Below are 18,088 nucleotides of genomic sequence, written 5' to 3' on the forward strand. Positions count from 1 at the left end.
GAGAAAACCTTTCTTCTGGTTTATGCATACTCTGCGTATCATCTTGCTAGTACGGTGCATTTTGGAGGGCTAACCCCTAGATCGAGATCTACCTAACCTATGGAGTGGTCTGTTGGAAAAGGCCTATTCCAATCCCACATCCACCTCCCCCCTTACCCCCCTCCTCCTTCTCCCTTATTCATGTACTAGCTAACGAGTACATTGATACGAAAAAAGACGGACAAAGAATCTCGACCTGCTAACACCTGACACCTTCAAGTCAGCGTGTAATTTACTGCTTCAAGCCGCCACACCTTCGGGGCTGCTATTACTTCACTACCAACGGCGGACTGACCGTGTAACCCTGTAGTGCTTTTCCGTGGCTTTTCACAAACAATCTCAATCGCGTATTAGCTTCATGCCTTGCTTTGTTCTCTTGACGGTATGAAACAGACTCCGTGTAAAACGCGACCTGATAAGCCTCTGCATACTTAACGACAACCTTTCTGCGCAACGAGGGTGCCAATTGCTGTAACTGCTCCTGAATCCACTTCCCATCCTCGGGACAAAACACCGTTGGCATGATTACCTGGACGAACTGCTCATAAGCCATCAATGCCCCTCGTCGTTAAACTAATCCGAGCTGAATCTGAGACTTTGGTTGCCGCTTCCGGCCCGGCTTGCGTTCGGCTTTCGAACAATTGAACTGAACCCACAGACGCGCTTCCCGCAAACAATCGTCGAAAGCGGCACCCTTGCGGCTTGCCTGAGCGAGTTTGTGATAGTGCTTGACGCCTTCGTCTGCCCCCCCCTTAGCAATCACGTCAGGGACGCCATCAGCCACCAGCGCAACTAAAATGTGTTTGTGGATAAACTCCGATGGACTCATTAGTTAATCTCCGTAAAGATCAGAAATCTTTCTTGATGCCATTCAACAACCAATGAGGCGAACACCCTAACGCCTCGGAAATTTCAAGGAGATGCCTGGGTCGGTGAGATGTACCCGACTCAATTCGCTGAATAGTTTGCTGCTTAACCCCTGAAAGAACAGCGAGTTGATGCTGTGTTAAGCCTCGCTCTAGCCGCAGTTCCTTCAATCGAAGTGAAATAGACATATAACCTCAGTCAAATACAACGTTTGCAGTATTTAAATACACAATTTGTTGTTTGTCAATTACAACGCTTGTTGTATGATGCTTAGCATAAATATGGAGGGGGTTAAAAATGTCATTGGCGGAAAGGATTAAACAAAGAAGGCTAGAGCTGGGGCTTACACAATCAGAACTTGCTGAATTAGCTGGAACGACACAACAAGGCATTGTCTCTGTAGAAACAGGACGAACTAAGCGCCCTCGATATTTGCACGAACTAGCTAAAGCTCTTCAGTGCGATCCTGATTACCTACTCACTGGGAGCGAAGGTAGCAATGTTTCTTTTGTAGGCACCCATACCCCAGGATATCGATACCCAGTAATTAGCAGCGTTCAAGCTGGCGCATGGGGGGAGGCTATTGAAGCTTACAGCCTTAAGGATATTGATCTTTGGCTTGAGTCTGATGCGCATATACAAGGCGATGCATTCTGGTTGGAAGTAAGTGGTGACTCAATGACTGCTCCTATTGGACTAAGCGTACCTGAAGGGACTTTTGTCCTTTTTGATACCGGACGTGAGGCATCTAATGGGAATTTAGTGATCGCTAAAATGGAAGATTCTAATGAAGCGACATTCAAAAAATTAGTCATTGATGGGGGGCAACGTTACCTTAAAGGACTGAACCCAGCATGGCCCTTAGTTCCAATTAATGGCAATTGCAAAATTATAGGTGTAGCTATAGAAACCAAATTGCGTCTGCTATAAATCTGCTTCACACTAGATCAAGGTCGCATGCGCGGCCTCTTTTTTGCTCTTCATATCCTCAATCAGCATTCAAATAGCGACCTCTTAAGCAAAAGTGGTCAGCTTCAATAAAACACGCACAAACTACGTTAAAAATAATTCTCAATAAAATACAACGAATTAATGTTAACTTTAAAATAAAACTCATTTTGTTGTTTACATAATACAACGAAATGAGTAATCTTCATTTCATCAGTTAACAACAGGTGAAAAAAATGAGCAACCCAAAAAGCAGCATTGCAATACGTGGGTCTATTATCGAATGCGAATCCATCACTCTTCGTGTTTCGCCAGGCGAATATCACAACTTTCCAATTGTAGATAATAAAGATTTGTTTGCTCATTACCGTCGAACAAAGGAAGAATGCAAGTTCCAACTAGTCACCAACTTACTGGATGAACCAGCTATTTTTGCTATTTACAAAAGAGTTGGTGAGTTCTTAATTTTAGTATGTGCATTTTCTTCCTTTGAAGAAATTAATACCGAAGCATTGGAGATTATTAAATCTAATGAACAATTAAGAAAATCAATTTCATGTTCCATAGGTGAGTTAAATGATAAAAATTAATAAAATAGCTGAGAAAGCTAAACCAATAGCAAACCAGCATCCAATTATTAAAAACACACTAGTTAGTATTAATAAACTTGAAATTAATACAATACTAACGGTATTTATTTTTGCAGCTATTAAACGCTCTGATGTTAAAGCCAAGCCCGTAATGAAGCGTGTAACTGCCAGTAGCTATAAAGAAGCGCGACGGAAATTGATAAGTAATTATGTTATTTCATTCGCGGGTCGTATTCCCGCACAGGGGGTATGCAATGCTTAAAAAATACCGTGTTGAATTTAGCGCATTAGCCGTCGATGGTAATTTGCTCAAGCTGTCATGGTGTGGTGAAGCTGAGAGCCTTGATAAAGCATCGGCCATTGTTCTCTTGGGGGCAACTGAGCGCCGGTTAAGCAACATTCAGCTCACCAGCATCATGCAGCTCCTTGATGAGGATGATATATACCCACCTTCATACAAAGAAACTCAGGCCTTGATTGCTGAACTGATGGGCAGCCGTGGTAAGCCAATCCCTGACACCGGTGAGAATGTATCCCGCACTCGTTTATTACGCGTCAAAACAGGTCTACTTCATTTGCTGACAGTTGTTATTCCTCTTATTGAGAACGAGCAGCAACGGTTGCAGGTGTATTGGTGGGCTGAGGCGGTACATAACATCGTGCGGTTTGAAGAGCATGACGCGAAAAATGAACAAGGAGTTGAATCATGAGTAATTTAACGCCAGTACTTCATAATCAAATTATGCCGATCCAGAGAACTCGGCGCACTTATGACCTGACCCTGTTTACTCCAATCGAGCAAAACAAATTCATGGTAGTAATGCCCGACGACACAATGACAGGTGAAATTGAGTGTCGCGATAAGGTCATTATAGATACAACACCAATGCGTTATTTAGAAGATGGGATATTTGCTTTCTTTTGGGCTGGTATATTCATGATTAAGCGACTCCAGTTCGTAAAGGATAATATAAGAGTAATACCAACTAGCCGGTTTTACGAAACATGGGAAATTCCAAGTAATGAGCGATTAGACCTTATGATTATAGGGCGTGTTATTTACAGCCAAGAAATCAGGAGTCATTAAAAAATGAAAATTGAAAAAGTTGACCCAGCCAGATTCGAAGAATGGGAATTCGATTTAATTGATGATGGCGGTATCGAAATTGCATTCCAATTAAGACCTGAGCCTGTTTATTTCGTTATGCGTCATGGTCGCCGTAAGAAATGTTTTAGCCGTACCGCTGCTATAAATAACTTAGCTCACTTTATGACGCAGAAAGTTTTTAATCGCTTAAAGAAAGCATCTAGCCGATCAGATGAAAAAGTAATTATAGATAATGCCACTGGTGCTACTGCATGGAAAAAAGGTGAAACACTTCCCGTTTATTGGGATTGTCATTCTCGCGCCGTTCGCCGTATCCGCCGATTATTAGCCAAGCAACGCGAAATGATCAAATGGCAAAAGAAATATGAGAAATGGTCAAGCCAGCATATTGAGCTAATGAAAAGCAAGCCTTATTAATTAAGTAATCGTAAAACAAACTTTAATTACAGCCTTTCGGCTGGGGGCATCCCTACGCCGAAAGCCAGAAAAAAGGTAATTCAAATATGAGCAATCAGGAATTAATAGGCCGATATCGTAACCGACTGGTAGCCGCAAAGTTGGATTCATTGCAGCGGGCAACGGGCAGCACCTGCGTAATTAAAAAATCAGCCAAGGGAAAAATCACCTCAATTCAATTAACCACTGAAGTATTAACCCGCGCACTGGAGCAATTCGAATTAGTGGCAATTGAGGGGCAAGGGAAAGCTGCGGCGAATAACAGCGTTCTGGCCCTCTACCAATCCTGCCTAAAGAAAATGGGCGCTATGTCTTCAATGGGGCATGCATTCATGGATGACCTGATAGAGCAATCCATTGGCGCATCTGACGAACCAGCCACCGGCGCGGTGAAATCATGACGCTATCAGGCAACCGTATTCCGCTCAGGATCTACCTCGGAGCCACTCAGATTTTAAACCGATACCGCCGTGGTGCCGTTCGCCCTCGCCGCACGTATCAGCATGGCTATCTGTCTTTGCGCATTACCCACCGCTGGCGGTTGTTATCGAAAGACGGCGGGCAGCACTGGGAGGCCATGAGCCACCAGCGATACAACAAAGAATTGGGGGTGTAGGTGATGGGAATAAGCAAAGCAAACAACCAGGAGCGCATTGATGTTGGGTCGCTACTGACGATTACAGACCACCTTGAGGCATTGAATGTTGCTAACGCCACTCTGGACAGAATTGAGTCACAACTAACTAAAGCCAGTGATAAGGCCAGTGATTGGTATATCCGAGCCACTACCGCACATAAAACGTGGCATTGGATCAGGACTCAGATTTGCGGGCAGCTATCTGTTTTAAGGCAGAAGGAAAAAGAAAGGAATATCAATCTGCATATTTCGAAAGACCACTTTTTGATTCAAGCATTACGGCAACGGGTAACAGCGGAAGAATTTGAACAGTGCGTTCTGATTGCTAATGAAAAGGCCACTTCGGTGCATAGCGGGTTTATTCAGGATAATGAGGACTAACAAAATGAGTCAGTTAATTAGCACCAATAGCAATAATCCAATGATGGGAAGCCGTGAAATAGCGGTGGTAGTCCTTAAAGAACACAAAGAAGTCTGTCGTGATATTCGCGTCATGCTTGTGCAGCTTTACGGGGGCGAAGAGAAGGACTACATCCGTAGCGCAAATCTGCTCAACCTTACGAATCAAGGGGTTAGTTGCGTTCATTACGATATGACTAATCCTAATGCCTGGGAATACTTTCTTGACTTTGAACACTCGCAATGCCTTGCGACTGGCTATGACGCCCTCCGTCGTATGTCGATGGTTAAACAATGGCGAGCTATGAAGGAAGAACTGGAGCAACCACGCATCGCAGTACAGCCAGCACCCCAGGAAAACAGCATGAACAATGACATTCTTTCCCTGGCTCGCGTTGTGGCTGAGGCAACCGCATCGGCAACCATGAAAGCGGTGATCGATATTGTTGGTATTCAAAAGTATCAGCCAGTAGCCGAACCGATTGCAGCTATCGCACCACCAGCACCGGAAACATTGCAGATCAATCACCAAGCACCAGTTGGTGAACAACCTGAATATGCCCTTGTATCTGAGCTGTCATGGGTTAGCGGCCTATCTGATGCTGCATGCCGCCGACTGGCTACATTCGCCAGCTTACCAACCTGCATGACCAATGGCGATCGGGGCCATTTACTGATTCACCGTGAGTCATTTATGGCGGCGGCTCAAACCTTGCTTGATGAGTCCACACCACCCACCGGCAAACTTAAGCGCTGGCAGCATCCAGATTTCGGCGGCTTCACCTTGCGTCTGAAATCCGAAAACCACAACGGGGAGACAAAATAATGTTTATTCCAACTGATATCCTTCGCGCCGCCCTGCTCTGTGTCGCTGGAGAGAGCGAAACCCGCGAATACCTGAAAGGGGTGTACATCACCCCAACCCATATCAAGGCTACTGATGGTCGTGCGCTAGTGATGATGGAGCATGGTTGTGAAGTCGGTAATGATATTGATGGCGTGTTTATCTTTGATGGCGACATTCCTGACGAAGCCGCCGATGCCGAAATAACCGCGATTATCGCTGACGGCAGTAACTGGTATGCAGTCCATTACGATGAAAACGAGAAGCCAATTTGTTCAAACATGCTGGAACTACTCGATTGCAAATACCCCGATTTTAGCAAGCTATTACCCGCTGAACCGGAACCATGCGACGAAATGCCGATGTTCAATGCTCAACTACTGGCATTGCCTTACCTGATGTTCCGTCACGGCTTTGGCCCTGTGAAATTCAAGCCTTACGGAAAAGGAGCGCCGTGTCAGTTGCTACTCGATCCAGCGACTAACCACTTCTACGGAAATCCATTACTGGTGATTATGCCGCTGCATTCAAACACCTTTGAACTTTGCCAAGAGGTGCTGAATGAAAAAGGTATTTGAGTTGGTTATGTGGACGCTGTTCTTCTCCACCCTCGGTGGGATTGGAGCTACGGCGGGCTTCTTTGGGTGGCTGGGCATGATGATGTGGTTGCGTGAGGTGTTGGCATGAGATTCGGTTATCAAGACTTTGGCGCAGTAGCCAGTATCACAATCACCAGCACGATATTTGAGTTTCGTAAGCATAACCGTGTGGTTGATACGACTCTGCTTCTGGCAGATGTCAGCCCACACAGAACGGGTTCATTCTTTATGAAAACCGTGCTTTCTGGTCGCTCTGTTGAGGTGCTCAGGGCTTACAAGGTTGTTGTTCGGGAGATGGCGCGATGAAGATTATCACTAAAAACTTCCGATTGAATGCGCTGGCTAACCAGTATTCAGCAGCAATTTATGACCATGTGAAGCAACAGAACGGCGGTGATTTCTTCATGGTAGATGCTGGTGAGTTTCCCCTTCGGATTGAAATTGCAGGTGGAGTGTCAGGGGTTCGCGGTTTGGTTGACGCCTACTGCCTGGAAGCCTTAAAGCTTAATTACCCTCAATGGGAAAAACTGGCAATAGAGTTACTGAGTAAGTGCCTGAAAGAAAACAACTCTGTCACAGACGCAGGAATTGAAATTTGGGAAAGCATGGGTTCAGACATGGGTTCTACGGTGGCCGGAGGTGCACAATGAGCGATAGCATTTTCCAACTGGCTAGCATCATCAAATCAGCCGGCAGTGATCCGGGTGATATCACAACCGCTATCTGGGCCGCCCACTACCGGAAACCGGAGCGCAACGCTGATGAGATTGCCGAGTTGTCACTCAGGATCATTTCTAATCACTGCATTGGATTAATTCGCTCAGACCTTTGGCCGGAAACATTAGATCAGGTGCTTCAGTTCGAACTTAACCAGGTAGTTGAGGAATATCACTGGGAGAACACTCAGCCAGCCAGCATTGCCAAAGCAGTATTGGCAGCCGGTTACCGTCTGAATGAAAGCATTGCAGCACAGGAAGCCACTGAACGAGATATAGCGGTCGATAAAATGCACGTCATGTACGTCAACGCGCCAGATACCACCAGCGTTCGACAATACCTTGAAATGCTCTATGACGCCGGATATCGCAAGGTGGGTACCAATGGGTAAACGGGCTGATATCAACGATACCCAAGTGCGGGCAACAGTGCGAATTGACGATGGGTGCGACTGGACGAAATGGCTTAACTGGAAAATGCGTGAAAAGTACCGCATGCGGAATGGGATAAATGAAGCACCACCAGCCAGACCGAAGGTAGCACCAGTGACAATAACGCCGATTAAACAGCCCCGGAAACGGGGTTATAAGGTGGTTCAGAAAGCGATAGGGGCGGTGTGAAATGAAATTTAAATGCACAGGCAAGTGGAACGGCGCGCCATTCGAGCGAATTACCGAAGCGGAAGACGAAGCCGATTGCTACGGACATTGGCACTGGTGGGCGGCAATGGGTGAAGCCACTATTACTGATTTTGTTATGGAGGTGTGCGCCGATGACTAACAAAAAAACATTCGAAGAGTGGGCTATAACCGATCGTGATATGTGGATCACTTTCCAGCATGACAGCACCGCTGAATATTATGCCAAGTCAGCATGGCAAGCAGCCACCAAAACGCCGGTGATACTCCCACCCATGATAGATATCGAAGGGCTTGAGGGTGAAGATCTGGACGCCGCGAACCATTTCAACGCTGCCATTGCTATGTGCTCTATAGCGATCCGAAAGGCGGGCTATCCGTCAGAGTGTTCACCAATGTTTTACCCTACAGATAAGAAAGGCGGCTAATTATGATCACATGTGAATTATTAACAATTGAACGGGTAGAAAAGGCTGTAGGGTACGACCGCACAACTATCTACCTGCGCATCAAAGAAGGGACATTCCCAAAACCTGTTAAAGACGGGCGCAACTCTCGCTGGCCGTCAACGGTGATTCAGGAATGGATTGATAACCTTATTGTGGAGAATCAGAAGCAAACAGGCCAGTAACCCACTGGCCCCACTCTTCCATTAACTGCCGTCTCTCTGGCATGTACTCGGCGTGATTGTATGCGGCTGACACACGGTTTTTTTCAACGTGTGCTAGCTGCCGCTCGATAACCTCATGCCGATATCCCATTTCATGCAATCTGGTTGAAGCTGTAGCGCGGAAATCGTGAGTTGTTATCACCGTACGAGCATATCCCAACTGCACGATAGCCCTATTTAAAGTGGATGCTCCCATGTAAGTGTTGTTTAGTCTGGTATTGGGGAATAACCAACGCCTATTGCCCGTAATTTTCTTCAATTCATTTAGTAGAGATATTGCTGGGGCCGACAATGGTACTCTATGCATTCGCCCCATTTTCATTAATTCTGGGGGGATAACCCACTCCGCATTATCTAAATCAATATGTGACCATTCAGCCGAACGTAATTCAGCTTGTCTAACAAATACTAGCGGCAAGATTCTTAGCGCTATAATAGTTGCTTGGTTACCGGTGGAGCTGTCAAGACGCAAATAATAATCACGCAACTCATCACCAGTGAGCGGTCTGGAATGTTCGGTTTTAGGAACTATAATAGCCCCCCTTAATGCCGCAGCCGGATCGGAGTCTGCGCGTAATGTCGCTACGCCATAGCAAAAAACAGCAGAGCACCACTGCCGTACTTTAACCGCTACGGATTTAGCGCCCCGACTCTCAAGGTCTCTAATTATTTTTAATATATGAGAGGCGTTAATTTCACGCATAGGCATAGCGCCAATGGCGGGGAAAATATCGTTATACATAAAACCAGTGATCTGATTTTTTGAATTTTTGGCCCAATGCTCCCCTTTTTTATCCAGCCATTCTTTTGCCACTATTTCGAATGTATTGGCGTTCTCAGCTTTTGCGATATCCCGCTCAACTGCTTTGGCTTCCTTGGGAGCAATGCCGTTTTTTACCTGCTCCCTAGCCCACTCACGCACTCGACGAGCTTCGGCCAACGATACGGCAGGGTAACTCCCGATAGTGTAGCGTCCGTCCTTTGTAGGAGTGATCCAGTAGCGATAACGCCATGTCTTTACACCTGAGGGGCGCACATCCAAGTACAGGCCGTTACCATCCTGCAATTGATAGGCTTTTTCTTGAGGTTTAGCGTTGCGTGCTTTGGTATCAGTTAACTTCATAGGGCCACCGGATAACCGTTTATTTGTCCGGTAGCTTGTCCGGTTTGTTATTCGCTGTCAATCAATGTCGTTAGATGCCAATAAACACAAAGCCCCGCAAATGCGAGGCCTTGAGGTATTTATTCGATGTTAACGGATTCTATTAAACATCAAAGTTTATTCCGCAGCGAAATGGTTATCCAACAAAGCCTGACAGGAAGGCGGCAATGGTGGTGGTAAGGTTTTGCCTGGTTTAGCACTTGGCTGATGTGGCTGGAACCAGCTTTCCAATTCAGCACCACAGCCATCACCCGGTGGTGGCGTATCTTGATCCAAACATTCCAGACTATCGGCCGGGCAACGCAAACGCACATGCATATGGGCGCGATGCCCAAACCACGGGCGCACCTTATGCAGCCAGGTGCGATCCGCACCGGCATCTAGACAAAGCTGCTTTTTAATCGCCGGATTGACGAAAATGCGTGTCACTTCATTATCATTGGCGGCCAGTTTAATCAGGCTTTCAACTTGCGGTTGCCACAATGCCGGCACCACGCGTTTACCATCGGCGGCAACCAAATCAATAGGTTGTGGTTTTAATAATTGCTGCTGGCTCCAACGCTGCTTCGGCAGTTGCAGCCAAATATCCACATCCAGGCCAGATTGATGGCTGGCATGACCACTACTAAAACGCCCGCCAGCAGGCATCGCCATATCACCAATCAACACTGTACCAAGCTGATTTTTCTGGGCTTTATCACTCAGGCGATGGATAAAGTTTAGCAAGTCCGGATGTCCAAAATAGCGGCGCTGATCCGGGCGCATCACCTGATAATCTGCTGACTCGAGTGGCAACGGCAACGCACCGATAACGCAGCCATTGGCAAAGCCACCAATTGCCTGCGGCGATCCTGCCACCGGATGGGTAATCTGTTGCCATGGCGTCGCGGCCATAACCGGGCTGATGGCGACCAGTGCCAATAAGCCCGCTATCCATTTTTTCATTGTGCTTACCAGCGCGGAACGTCTGAAACCACATCGCCACACTGTGCACGCTGGCGCAGTAGGTGATCCATTAACACGATAGCCATCATCGCTTCGGCAATCGGCACGGCGCGGATGCCAACACAAGGATCATGACGTCCACGGGTAATCATCTCAACCGCTTCGCCCTGCCGGTTAATAGTTTGTCCCGGAACCGTGATACTGGAGGTGGGTTTCAACGCGATATGTGCCACCACTGACTGTCCACTGCTAATACCACCTAAAATGCCGCCAGCATGGTTACTTTGGAAACCTTGTGGCGTAATTTCATCGCGATTTTCGCTACCACGTTTAGTCACCACCGCAAAACCATCGCCAATTTCCACCCCTTTCACCGCATTGATACTCATCAGCGCATGGGCTAAATCAGCATCTAAACGATCAAATACGGGTTCACCCAGACCGACAGGAACATGTTCAGCCACCACGGTAATTTTGGCACCAATAGAGTCACCGGCCTTTTTCAGCTCGCGCATCAGGGCATCCAGTGATTCCAATTTGCTGGCATCCGGGCAGAAGAAAGGATTTTGTTCCACTTGATCCCAGTCAACCACGTCACAACTGATATCACCGATTTGTGCCAAATAACCACGCACCTGCACGCCAAATTTCTGCGCCAGATATTTTTTCGCAATAGCACCGGCAGCAACACGCATTGCCGTTTCGCGGGCAGAGGAGCGGCCACCGCCACGGTAATCACGCACCCCGTATTTCTGCTCATAGGTGTAGTCGGCATGACCTGGGCGGAACACATCCTTAATTGCGCTGTAATCTTGTGAGCGCTGGTCAGTATTTTCAATCATCAAGCCAATACTGGTGCCAGTGGTAACCCCCTCAAATACGCCAGACAGAATGCGCACTTGATCCGGTTCACGGCGTTGAGTGGTGTAGCGCGAGGTGCCAGGGCGACGTCGGTCGAGATCCAACTGAATATCAGCCTCGGTGATAGGAATGCCCGGTGGAACACCGTCGATAATACATCCCAAGGCGATGCCGTGAGATTCACCAAAAGTGGTGACGCGGAAAAACTGCCCTATACTGTTCCCAGCCATCACGGCTCCTTGAATTCTCAAATAAGCACTTTGTCAGGGCAACACTCATCGCCCTGACAGATTTAAAAGTGAATGATTAATCGCGATACATACTGAAATGTGGCGCACAATCAATTAGTTGCTGTTTGGTCAGCATAAAGACGCCATCACCGCCATTGTCAAACTCCAGCCAAGTGAACGGCACATCTGGGTATTGATCCATCAAATGCACCATGCTGTTGCCCACTTCACAAATCAGCACACCATCATCTTGTAAAAAGTCTGGCGCACAAGCCAGAATGCGGCGGGCCAGTTTCAGGCCATCACTACCCGCAGCCAGACCTAATTCGGGCTCGAAGCGGAACTCCTGCGGCAAATCAGCCATGTCTTCAGCATCAACATACGGCGGGTTGGTGACAATCAAGTCATATTTGATGGGCGGCAAATCACGGAACAAGTCGGAGCGAATCGGCGTGACCTGGTGCTCCATGCCGTGCTGTTGGATATTGTGCTCCGTCACCGCCAACACATCATTGGAGATATCGACGGCATCCACTTCCGCTTCAGGGAAAGCGTAAGCGCAAGCAATAGCAATACAACCGCTGCCTGTACACATGTCCAGAATATGTTTAGGTTGATGGCGAATCAGCCCAGCAAAATTGTTATTAATCAACTCACCAATGGGTGAACGTGGCACTAACACACGCTCATCAACGTAATACTCCATGCCGCAGAACCAGGCTTTATTGGTCAGGTAAGCAACAGGAATGCGCTCATTTACCCGACGAATCACTCGCTCAACAATACGATGGCGCTCGCTGGATGTCAGGCGCGCACTGCGCATATCTTCTGGAGTATCCATCGGTAAAAACAGGCTTGGAAAAACCAATTGCACCGCTTCGTCCCACGGATTATCAGTACCGTGACCATAAAAAATATTGGCCGCGTTAAAACGGCTGACGGCCCAACGCAACATATCCTGAATGGTGTGCAGCTCATTTACTGCTTCGTCGACGAAAATCTTGTCCAAGGTATTCTCCAGCTAGGGCTTAAAATCATTATCTATGCCCCTAGTTTGCCATGAAGCCCGCCACAAATCAGCAGCAATACATCAGTTGAATGATAACCAAATAATGAAATAGACATTAAAGCCATCAATCCTACCGTTACATTTATTTAGACAGATGAATCTCAATAGGTAAACTGGGGAAATGACATAAGTACGATGAACAGATAATGAAAAATAAATATCACCTGACAACAGACGAATTACAGCTCTTTAAAGAGTCGATAGCCGGAGCAAAGAAGCTAAAACAAGATACGATTGTCCATCGCACACCGCCCAAATTAGGTAAAAAAATTGCACCGGAGCGATTGCTGCAAGAACAGGTTGATGCCAGCTATTATTTTTCTGATGAATTCCAACCGCAGTTGGATACCGAAGGCCCCACGCGCTATGTGCGGCCAGGTGTTGACCATTTTGAAGTTAAAAAACTGCGACGCGGTGATTACTCACCCGATATGTTTTTGGATTTACACGGATTAACGCAGAAACAAGCCAAGCAGGAGTTGGGCGCACTAATTGCAGCCTGCAAACGCGAACATGTCCATTGCGCCTGTGTGATGCATGGGCATGGCAAGCATGTTCTGAAGCAACAAACACCGCTATGGCTGGCGCAACATCCAGATGTGCTGGCATTTCATCAGGCCCCAAAAGAATGGGGTGGCACGGCGGCATTATTGGTGCTAATCGAATTAGAACAGTAGCCGAATTGACTGGTGTGATGCATTTTTGCTAACGCGTGTATACATACAATCTACCCATTACAAATGGGTAGAAATAACAAGAGCGCGACAGTGACGCCGCGCCCATTGATCATTGGCTCAATTGATACTTAGCCGTGACAGGCCTTAGCTAAAAGTTGCGTCGGGCTAACCTGCCAGTCAAACGTCCCTTTTCCAGTCTCGTCATCCAAATCAACACAAGCGATGGCCGACGTCGCAAACATCGGCGGGCATTGCCCTGGGCACAGTTCAGCCACTAAATAGCCAACCAGCGGCAAGTGCGAAATGACCAATACTGCAGCGCAGTCTTCTTTTGCCAGTGCTTGTAAATAGCAACTAACAAAAGCAGCATCCCCACCTGGCGTTAATTCTGGCATCACTTCCTGCTCTGCCGGAAGCGTCAGCACTTCACGCACCACTTCCAATGTTTGCTCTGCGCGTAAATAAGGGCTGACCAACACCCTTTCAACATCGACAGACTGGTCGTTTAACCAGCTTGCTATCTGACGTGATTCATCTTGACCACACAGAGTCAGAGGCCTTTGCGCATCACTGGCTGCGTCAAGAGCCGCGTCGCCGTGACGCATAATGAAAACTTGCATATTGCACCGTTTTTGTTAACAAAATAACGCTATACAGAAACGCTTTGCGTGCTGTACCGCCGAAACCTTTGCTTGAGAGCAAAGAAACTTCATAACGATAACGCGCCGTCTCTCTATGGCGGCCGGGCATTTTGCCTGAAACTTAAGGTAAAGAAAATGGCTGTTTTTACATCAGTAACACCGACAGCCAACCTTGATTGGTTACAGAGTAACCATATCAATAGCTTAATCCAAACTCTATCACCTGCACAATAAATGGCTATTCATTCATTTTGGTACGAATAGTCACTTTGCGTAATTCTAGTTAAGGTATCGCGGGTTGTCCTCAGAGTACAGACACCTTATCGGTTAGAATCACAGGTGGTGATCTTGTTCACACTCTTAATTATGAGTGGTAATTGTCTCTTCATCCATGCTGTTTTCAGGTGAATAAAACCTTTTTTGCTGTTCAGCCATCGTGACCAATAATGCGCAAGGCTCAAAACGCTCGCCATATTGCTGGGCAAGTAAATTCAGTGTCTTGACCACTTTATCTGCGCCCAAACTGTCCATATAGCGGAAAGGCCCCCCCAAGAACGGGGGGAAACCAATCCCGAATACCGCGCCAATATCCCCATCGCGCGGGTTACGAATGATCGACTCATCCAAACAGCGCGCGGCTTCATTCAGCATCATCATCGTGCAGCGCTGTGCTATTACGGCAGATTCAAGATGCGCCTTCGGTGTCACACCGAGCAAGATATACACGCTGGTGTCAACTTGCTTAGCGGGGCTTCTTTTCCACTTGAAACCGCTCGTTTTAGCGGGGTAAAGGTAGAAACCTCGACCATTTTTACGCCCTTTCCGCCCATCCTTCAAGATGACATCAAATGAAGGCGGCGCGGCAAACCGCGGCCCTAACTTCTCTACCAGAATGGGCATTATTTTGGTGCCGACATCAATTCCCACTTCATCCAGCAACATTATCGGCCCCACCGGGAAACCAAAATCGACCAGAGCTTTATCAACTGAATCGATAGGTTCACCGTCTAATATGCAGCGGGCTGCTTCATTGATATACGGAGCCAAAATACGGTTTACATAGAATCCGGCACGATCAGCGACCACAATCGCTGTTTTGCCCTGTTTGCGTGCTAAGGCAACGGTGGTGGCAATGGTTTCTTCGCTCGTTTTTGCATGCGGAATAACTTCCACCAACGGCATTTTATCCACCGGACTAAAGTAATGCAGGCCGATGACCTGATCCGGCCGCAGTGCCTGTGCCGCGATGTCGCTGATTGGCAGAGATGATGTGTTAGAGGCAAAAATAGTGTGAGACGCCGCGAAATGCTCAATATCTGCCACCATCTGCTGTTTCAACGATAGATCTTCAAATACCGCTTCAACCACAATATCTACATTGCCAAAACCACAATAATCGGTGCTACCGGAAATCAGCATCATCTGCCGTTGCCGCTCAGCCGGGCGCATCCGTTTACTGCGCACCCGCTTGCCTAAAGCATCCCAGGTATATTTCAGCGCCTGATTAATTCCGGTTGGATTGATATCTTTAATCCGTACCGACAAACCCGCACGGGTTGCAGTGACATTAGCAATACCGCCGCCCATCAAGCCCCCCCCTAAAACCCCTACACGATGGATCGCACGAGGCTGCGCTTTGCCTCCGGTCTCTTTTTTCAGCGAAGTGGTCGCAAAAAACAAGCTGCGTAATGCGGCTGACTCAGGGGTCATTGCCAGTTCACCAAAAGCCTTGGCTTCAGCTTCATAACCAGCAGGGCCTCCGTGATCCAATCCTTTACGTACTACATCGATAATACGCTCTGCCGCGGGATAGTGGCCTTTGGTCTTCGCCAACGTTTTCTTACGGACAATCTTAAATAACAATGCCTTACCCAATGGGCCGCTGAGTAGACGCTCCTGCCACGGCAATACGGGCTTATCTAGCCAACCGGCTTTTGCCCGCTGAATAGCCACATCAAGCAAAATATCCTGTGGCACTACATCGTCCACCAGCCCCATTTTAAGTGCCTGTCGCGCACGAACCTGCCTGCCCGTGAGTATCATATCCAGTGCCTTACTAACCCCCACCAGGCGTGGCAAACGCTGAGTGCCTCCCGAACCAGGCAGCAGCCCCAATTGCACTTCTGGCAAACCGAGCACGGTTTTATCATCCTGTGAGCAAATTCGGCTATGGCATGCCAGCGCCAGTTCCAGACCACCGCCAAGGCAAGCACCGTGGATAGCGGCGACTACCGGCACAGGGAATGCCGCGATTTGTGCCAGAATGGATTGACCTTTCTGAGCCAGAACTCGGGCATCCTGCGCTGTGCGACAAGCGGCAATCATGGTGATATCAGCACCGGCGATAAAAGAGTCCGGTTTACCAGAAATAATCACTAAGCCTTGTAATTGACTCAAGGCCTGTGCTTGTTGCAGTATTTCAGCAATTTGTTCTGCGAATTCAGCTTTTAAGGTGTTCACTTTATCACCGACAACATCAACAGTAATGATACCAATATTGTCGGGCCGAACACTGAGGGTGAATACAGAATGGGCCGGAGCGACAGCTTCCACCGGGGTCGTTTCATCACCACTGTTAAGCGTATTTCCCTGACTCATTACTCCACCTCCACAATCATTGCTGCGCCTAAACCACCCGCAGCACATGCGGTCGTTAGCCCAAGCCCACCACCACGGCGCCGTAACTCATGCAGTGTTTGAGTAATCATACGTGCACCAGTTGCCGCAAAGGGGTGACCATAAGCAATGGAGCCACCTAATACGTTAAATTTACTCATATCAACCTCACCAATAGCCTGACTACGCCCCAGTTTTTCACGCGCAAAGCTATCACTGGCAAACATTTTCAGATTCGCTAGTGTTTGTGCAGCGAATGCTTCATGCATATCGATAAGAGTTAAGTCTGCCAGGGTGATTCCGGCGCGATCGAGTGCTAATGGTGTGGCATAAGAGGGGCCTAATAACATGTCTTGCCAGACATCAATGGCCGAAAAAGCAAAGCTGCGCAAGTAACCTAACGGCTGGAGACCCAATTCCTTCGCTTTTGATTCACTCATCATTATGACGGCGGCTGCACCGTCGGTCAGTGGTGTACTGTTCGCAGCCGTGACACTGCCATGTTTGCGATCGAATGCCGGACGTAATTTGGCATATTGCTCCATAGTGGAATCTTTGCGGATATTATTATCTTCAGTGATGGCATCACTAAAAGGTGGAATATAAGCCGTCATCACCTCATCGTGTAATAACCCCTGTTGCCAGGCCTGTGCCGCCATTTGGTGAGAACGCAGCGCTAACGCATCCTGATCCTCACGGCTAATTCCATAGGTTTTTGCCATCTGCTCGGCCGTATCCCCCATGCGCAAACCTGTTGAATACTCGGCAACCGCAGGTGCTACCGGCAGCAAATCACGCAGTTTTAAGCGACTAAATAATTTCAATCGTTGGGATAACGTTCGGGCTTTATTGACGTCAACCAAGGTTCTCGCCAGTGCTTTGCTGACACCAATAGGCAAAACAGAAGAGGAATCTGCACCGCCGGCAATCGCTACAGTGACGGAGCCAGCAATGATGCTTTCCGCCACATTCGCCACCGCCTGAAAGCTGGTCGCACATGCGCGCGAAACACTATAAGCATCGGTATGCACACTCATGCCCGTGCCCAATACTATTTCACGAGCAATATTTGGCGCTTCTGGCATCTGTACCACTTGACCAAATACCAGTTGATCAATCAATTCAGGAGCAATACCACTTCTGGCTAATAATTCACTGACCACAATCTTGCCTAAATCTACAGCTGGCACGCCATGATAAGCAGTTGCCTGCTTGGCAAAGGGGGTTCGCAGGCCGCTGACTATTGCAATGCGATCGCCCGCGCGCGTCACTAGCGGTAATGGCTTACTCATAAATGCTCCTGATAAGTCAAAGTGGCTTTGATTAAAGCATAACAAATAACAGGTCTGACCTGATCCAATTATTGTTAACCAAA

At 47.7% G+C, this 18,088-nt stretch carries 30 protein-coding genes; 20 read left to right on the forward strand and 10 right to left on the reverse strand.

Features of this window, described 5'->3' with window-relative positions; translation table 11 throughout:
* Positions 1–307: 307 nt before the first annotated feature.
* From FTB31_RS04215 to FTB31_RS04225, 3 genes are read right to left on the reverse strand one after another with little or no spacing between them, the layout of a single operon-like run.
* The gene (locus FTB31_RS04215) at positions 308–592 is read right to left on the reverse strand and encodes a hypothetical protein (RefSeq protein WP_050127345.1); all 285 of its coding nucleotides are present in this window, start codon (positions 590–592) and stop codon (positions 308–310) included.
* 15 nt (positions 593–607) lie between these two features.
* A complete protein-coding gene (locus FTB31_RS04220; protein ID WP_050156667.1) occupies positions 608–868 on the reverse strand; it encodes a hypothetical protein in 261 nt (86 codons plus the stop codon).
* Between the two features lie 19 nt (positions 869–887).
* Positions 888–1,094 carry a helix-turn-helix domain-containing protein gene (locus tag FTB31_RS04225; protein WP_072079314.1) on the reverse strand — a complete coding sequence of 69 codons (207 nt, stop codon included), beginning with the start codon at positions 1,092–1,094 and terminating at the stop codon, positions 888–890.
* Positions 1,095–1,203: 109 nt separating this feature from the next.
* On the opposite strand from FTB31_RS04225, the gene FTB31_RS04230 reads away from it, so the two are divergent.
* From FTB31_RS04230 to FTB31_RS04320, 19 genes are all read left to right on the forward strand, one after another.
* On the forward strand, positions 1,204–1,836 hold the full coding sequence (locus tag FTB31_RS04230) for a LexA family protein (protein WP_050127340.1): 633 nt from the start codon (positions 1,204–1,206) through the stop codon (positions 1,834–1,836).
* Between the two features lie 254 nt (positions 1,837–2,090).
* Positions 2,091–2,444, forward strand: a complete 354-nt coding sequence (locus FTB31_RS04235) for a hypothetical protein (protein WP_050156666.1) — start codon at positions 2,091–2,093, stop codon at positions 2,442–2,444.
* Entirely contained in the window at positions 2,431–2,706 is a 276-nt protein-coding gene (locus FTB31_RS04240) for a host cell division inhibitor Icd-like protein (RefSeq protein WP_154236418.1), read from the forward strand. The genes FTB31_RS04235 and FTB31_RS04240 overlap by 14 nt, the downstream gene beginning before the upstream one ends.
* Complete coding sequence (locus tag FTB31_RS04245; protein ID WP_227731139.1) at positions 2,699–3,154, forward strand: hypothetical protein; 456 nt, start codon at positions 2,699–2,701, stop codon at positions 3,152–3,154. The genes FTB31_RS04240 and FTB31_RS04245 overlap by 8 nt, the downstream gene beginning before the upstream one ends.
* Positions 3,151–3,531: a S24 family peptidase gene (locus FTB31_RS04250; RefSeq protein ID WP_227731140.1), complete on the forward strand. Its 381-nt coding sequence runs from the start codon at positions 3,151–3,153 to the stop codon at positions 3,529–3,531. The genes FTB31_RS04245 and FTB31_RS04250 overlap by 4 nt, the downstream gene beginning before the upstream one ends.
* Positions 3,532–3,534: 3 nt before the next feature.
* Entirely contained in the window at positions 3,535–3,969 is a 435-nt protein-coding gene (locus FTB31_RS04255; RefSeq protein WP_227731141.1) for a hypothetical protein, read from the forward strand.
* Between the two features lie 86 nt (positions 3,970–4,055).
* Positions 4,056–4,409, forward strand: coding sequence for a hypothetical protein (locus tag FTB31_RS04260; RefSeq protein ID WP_227731142.1), 354 nt, complete (start codon positions 4,056–4,058; stop codon positions 4,407–4,409).
* Positions 4,406–4,624 (forward strand): ParE family toxin-like protein, encoded by a 219-nt coding sequence (locus FTB31_RS21615; RefSeq protein ID WP_227731143.1) that lies wholly within the window; start codon positions 4,406–4,408, stop codon positions 4,622–4,624. The genes FTB31_RS04260 and FTB31_RS21615 overlap by 4 nt, the downstream gene beginning before the upstream one ends.
* A gap of 3 nt (positions 4,625–4,627) precedes the next feature.
* Positions 4,628–5,026 carry a hypothetical protein gene (locus FTB31_RS04270; protein ID WP_145579673.1) on the forward strand — a complete coding sequence of 133 codons (399 nt, stop codon included), beginning with the start codon at positions 4,628–4,630 and terminating at the stop codon, positions 5,024–5,026.
* The gene (locus FTB31_RS04275) at positions 5,016–5,870 is read left to right on the forward strand and encodes a Rha family transcriptional regulator (RefSeq protein ID WP_227731144.1); all 855 of its coding nucleotides are present in this window, start codon (positions 5,016–5,018) and stop codon (positions 5,868–5,870) included. Before FTB31_RS04270 ends, FTB31_RS04275 begins: the two co-directional genes overlap by 11 nt.
* Entirely contained in the window at positions 5,870–6,466 is a 597-nt protein-coding gene (locus FTB31_RS04280) for a beta clamp domain-containing protein (protein WP_227731145.1), read from the forward strand. Before FTB31_RS04275 ends, FTB31_RS04280 begins: the two co-directional genes overlap by 1 nt.
* Entirely contained in the window at positions 6,450–6,575 is a 126-nt protein-coding gene (locus tag FTB31_RS04285) for a sodium:solute symporter (protein WP_227731146.1), read from the forward strand. The genes FTB31_RS04280 and FTB31_RS04285 overlap by 17 nt, the downstream gene beginning before the upstream one ends.
* Positions 6,572–6,793: a hypothetical protein gene (locus FTB31_RS04290; protein ID WP_227731147.1), complete on the forward strand. Its 222-nt coding sequence runs from the start codon at positions 6,572–6,574 to the stop codon at positions 6,791–6,793. The genes FTB31_RS04285 and FTB31_RS04290 overlap by 4 nt, the downstream gene beginning before the upstream one ends.
* Before the next feature lie 2 nt (positions 6,794–6,795).
* Positions 6,796–7,137: a hypothetical protein gene (locus tag FTB31_RS04295; RefSeq protein WP_050133388.1), complete on the forward strand. Its 342-nt coding sequence runs from the start codon at positions 6,796–6,798 to the stop codon at positions 7,135–7,137.
* Complete coding sequence (locus FTB31_RS04300) at positions 7,134–7,595, forward strand: hypothetical protein (RefSeq protein WP_050151976.1); 462 nt, start codon at positions 7,134–7,136, stop codon at positions 7,593–7,595. The genes FTB31_RS04295 and FTB31_RS04300 overlap by 4 nt, the downstream gene beginning before the upstream one ends.
* Positions 7,588–7,824 (forward strand): hypothetical protein, encoded by a 237-nt coding sequence (locus FTB31_RS04305; RefSeq protein WP_050151975.1) that lies wholly within the window; start codon positions 7,588–7,590, stop codon positions 7,822–7,824. Before FTB31_RS04300 ends, FTB31_RS04305 begins: the two co-directional genes overlap by 8 nt.
* A 1-nt stretch (position 7,825) precedes the next feature.
* A complete protein-coding gene (locus FTB31_RS04310; RefSeq protein ID WP_172665462.1) occupies positions 7,826–7,984 on the forward strand; it encodes a hypothetical protein in 159 nt (52 codons plus the stop codon).
* A complete protein-coding gene (locus FTB31_RS04315; RefSeq protein WP_050151974.1) occupies positions 7,977–8,270 on the forward strand; it encodes a hypothetical protein in 294 nt (97 codons plus the stop codon). The genes FTB31_RS04310 and FTB31_RS04315 overlap by 8 nt, the downstream gene beginning before the upstream one ends.
* Before the next feature lie 2 nt (positions 8,271–8,272).
* Positions 8,273–8,473 carry a helix-turn-helix transcriptional regulator gene (locus FTB31_RS04320; protein ID WP_050151973.1) on the forward strand — a complete coding sequence of 67 codons (201 nt, stop codon included), beginning with the start codon at positions 8,273–8,275 and terminating at the stop codon, positions 8,471–8,473.
* On the opposite strand, the gene FTB31_RS04325 is transcribed toward FTB31_RS04320, so the two are convergent.
* The 4 genes from FTB31_RS04325 to prmB form a co-directional block, all read right to left on the reverse strand.
* Complete coding sequence (locus tag FTB31_RS04325; RefSeq protein ID WP_050151972.1) at positions 8,439–9,635, reverse strand: tyrosine-type recombinase/integrase; 1,197 nt, start codon at positions 9,633–9,635, stop codon at positions 8,439–8,441. The two genes, FTB31_RS04320 and FTB31_RS04325, sit on opposite strands and share 35 nt — an antisense overlap.
* A gap of 156 nt (positions 9,636–9,791) precedes the next feature.
* A complete protein-coding gene (mepA, locus tag FTB31_RS04330; protein WP_050078384.1) occupies positions 9,792–10,619 on the reverse strand; it encodes a penicillin-insensitive murein endopeptidase in 828 nt (275 codons plus the stop codon).
* A 5-nt stretch (positions 10,620–10,624) separates the two neighbouring features.
* Complete coding sequence (gene aroC, locus FTB31_RS04335) at positions 10,625–11,710, reverse strand: chorismate synthase (protein WP_227731148.1); 1,086 nt, start codon at positions 11,708–11,710, stop codon at positions 10,625–10,627.
* A gap of 76 nt (positions 11,711–11,786) precedes the next feature.
* Positions 11,787–12,719: a 50S ribosomal protein L3 N(5)-glutamine methyltransferase gene (prmB, locus tag FTB31_RS04340; protein ID WP_050078385.1), complete on the reverse strand. Its 933-nt coding sequence runs from the start codon at positions 12,717–12,719 to the stop codon at positions 11,787–11,789.
* A 206-nt stretch (positions 12,720–12,925) separates the two neighbouring features.
* On the opposite strand from prmB, the gene smrB reads away from it, so the two are divergent.
* Positions 12,926–13,456 carry an endonuclease SmrB gene (smrB, locus tag FTB31_RS04345; protein ID WP_077173816.1) on the forward strand — a complete coding sequence of 177 codons (531 nt, stop codon included), beginning with the start codon at positions 12,926–12,928 and terminating at the stop codon, positions 13,454–13,456.
* 128 nt (positions 13,457–13,584) lie between these two features.
* Here the strand turns inward: smrB and sixA are convergent, their stop codons facing one another.
* From sixA to fadI, 3 genes are all read right to left on the reverse strand, one after another.
* Positions 13,585–14,076 carry a phosphohistidine phosphatase SixA gene (gene sixA, locus FTB31_RS04350; protein WP_050078387.1) on the reverse strand — a complete coding sequence of 164 codons (492 nt, stop codon included), beginning with the start codon at positions 14,074–14,076 and terminating at the stop codon, positions 13,585–13,587.
* A gap of 381 nt (positions 14,077–14,457) precedes the next feature.
* Positions 14,458–16,695, reverse strand: a complete 2,238-nt coding sequence (gene fadJ / locus FTB31_RS04355) for a fatty acid oxidation complex subunit alpha FadJ (RefSeq protein ID WP_050078389.1) — start codon at positions 16,693–16,695, stop codon at positions 14,458–14,460.
* Positions 16,695–18,005, reverse strand: a complete 1,311-nt coding sequence (gene fadI, locus FTB31_RS04360; RefSeq protein ID WP_077295162.1) for an acetyl-CoA C-acyltransferase FadI — start codon at positions 18,003–18,005, stop codon at positions 16,695–16,697. Before fadI ends, fadJ begins: the two co-directional genes overlap by 1 nt.
* Positions 18,006–18,088: the final 83 nt, after the last annotated feature.

The sequence above is a fragment of the Yersinia proxima genome (assembly GCF_902170785.1).
GTDB lineage: Bacteria > Pseudomonadota > Gammaproteobacteria > Enterobacterales > Enterobacteriaceae > Yersinia > Yersinia proxima.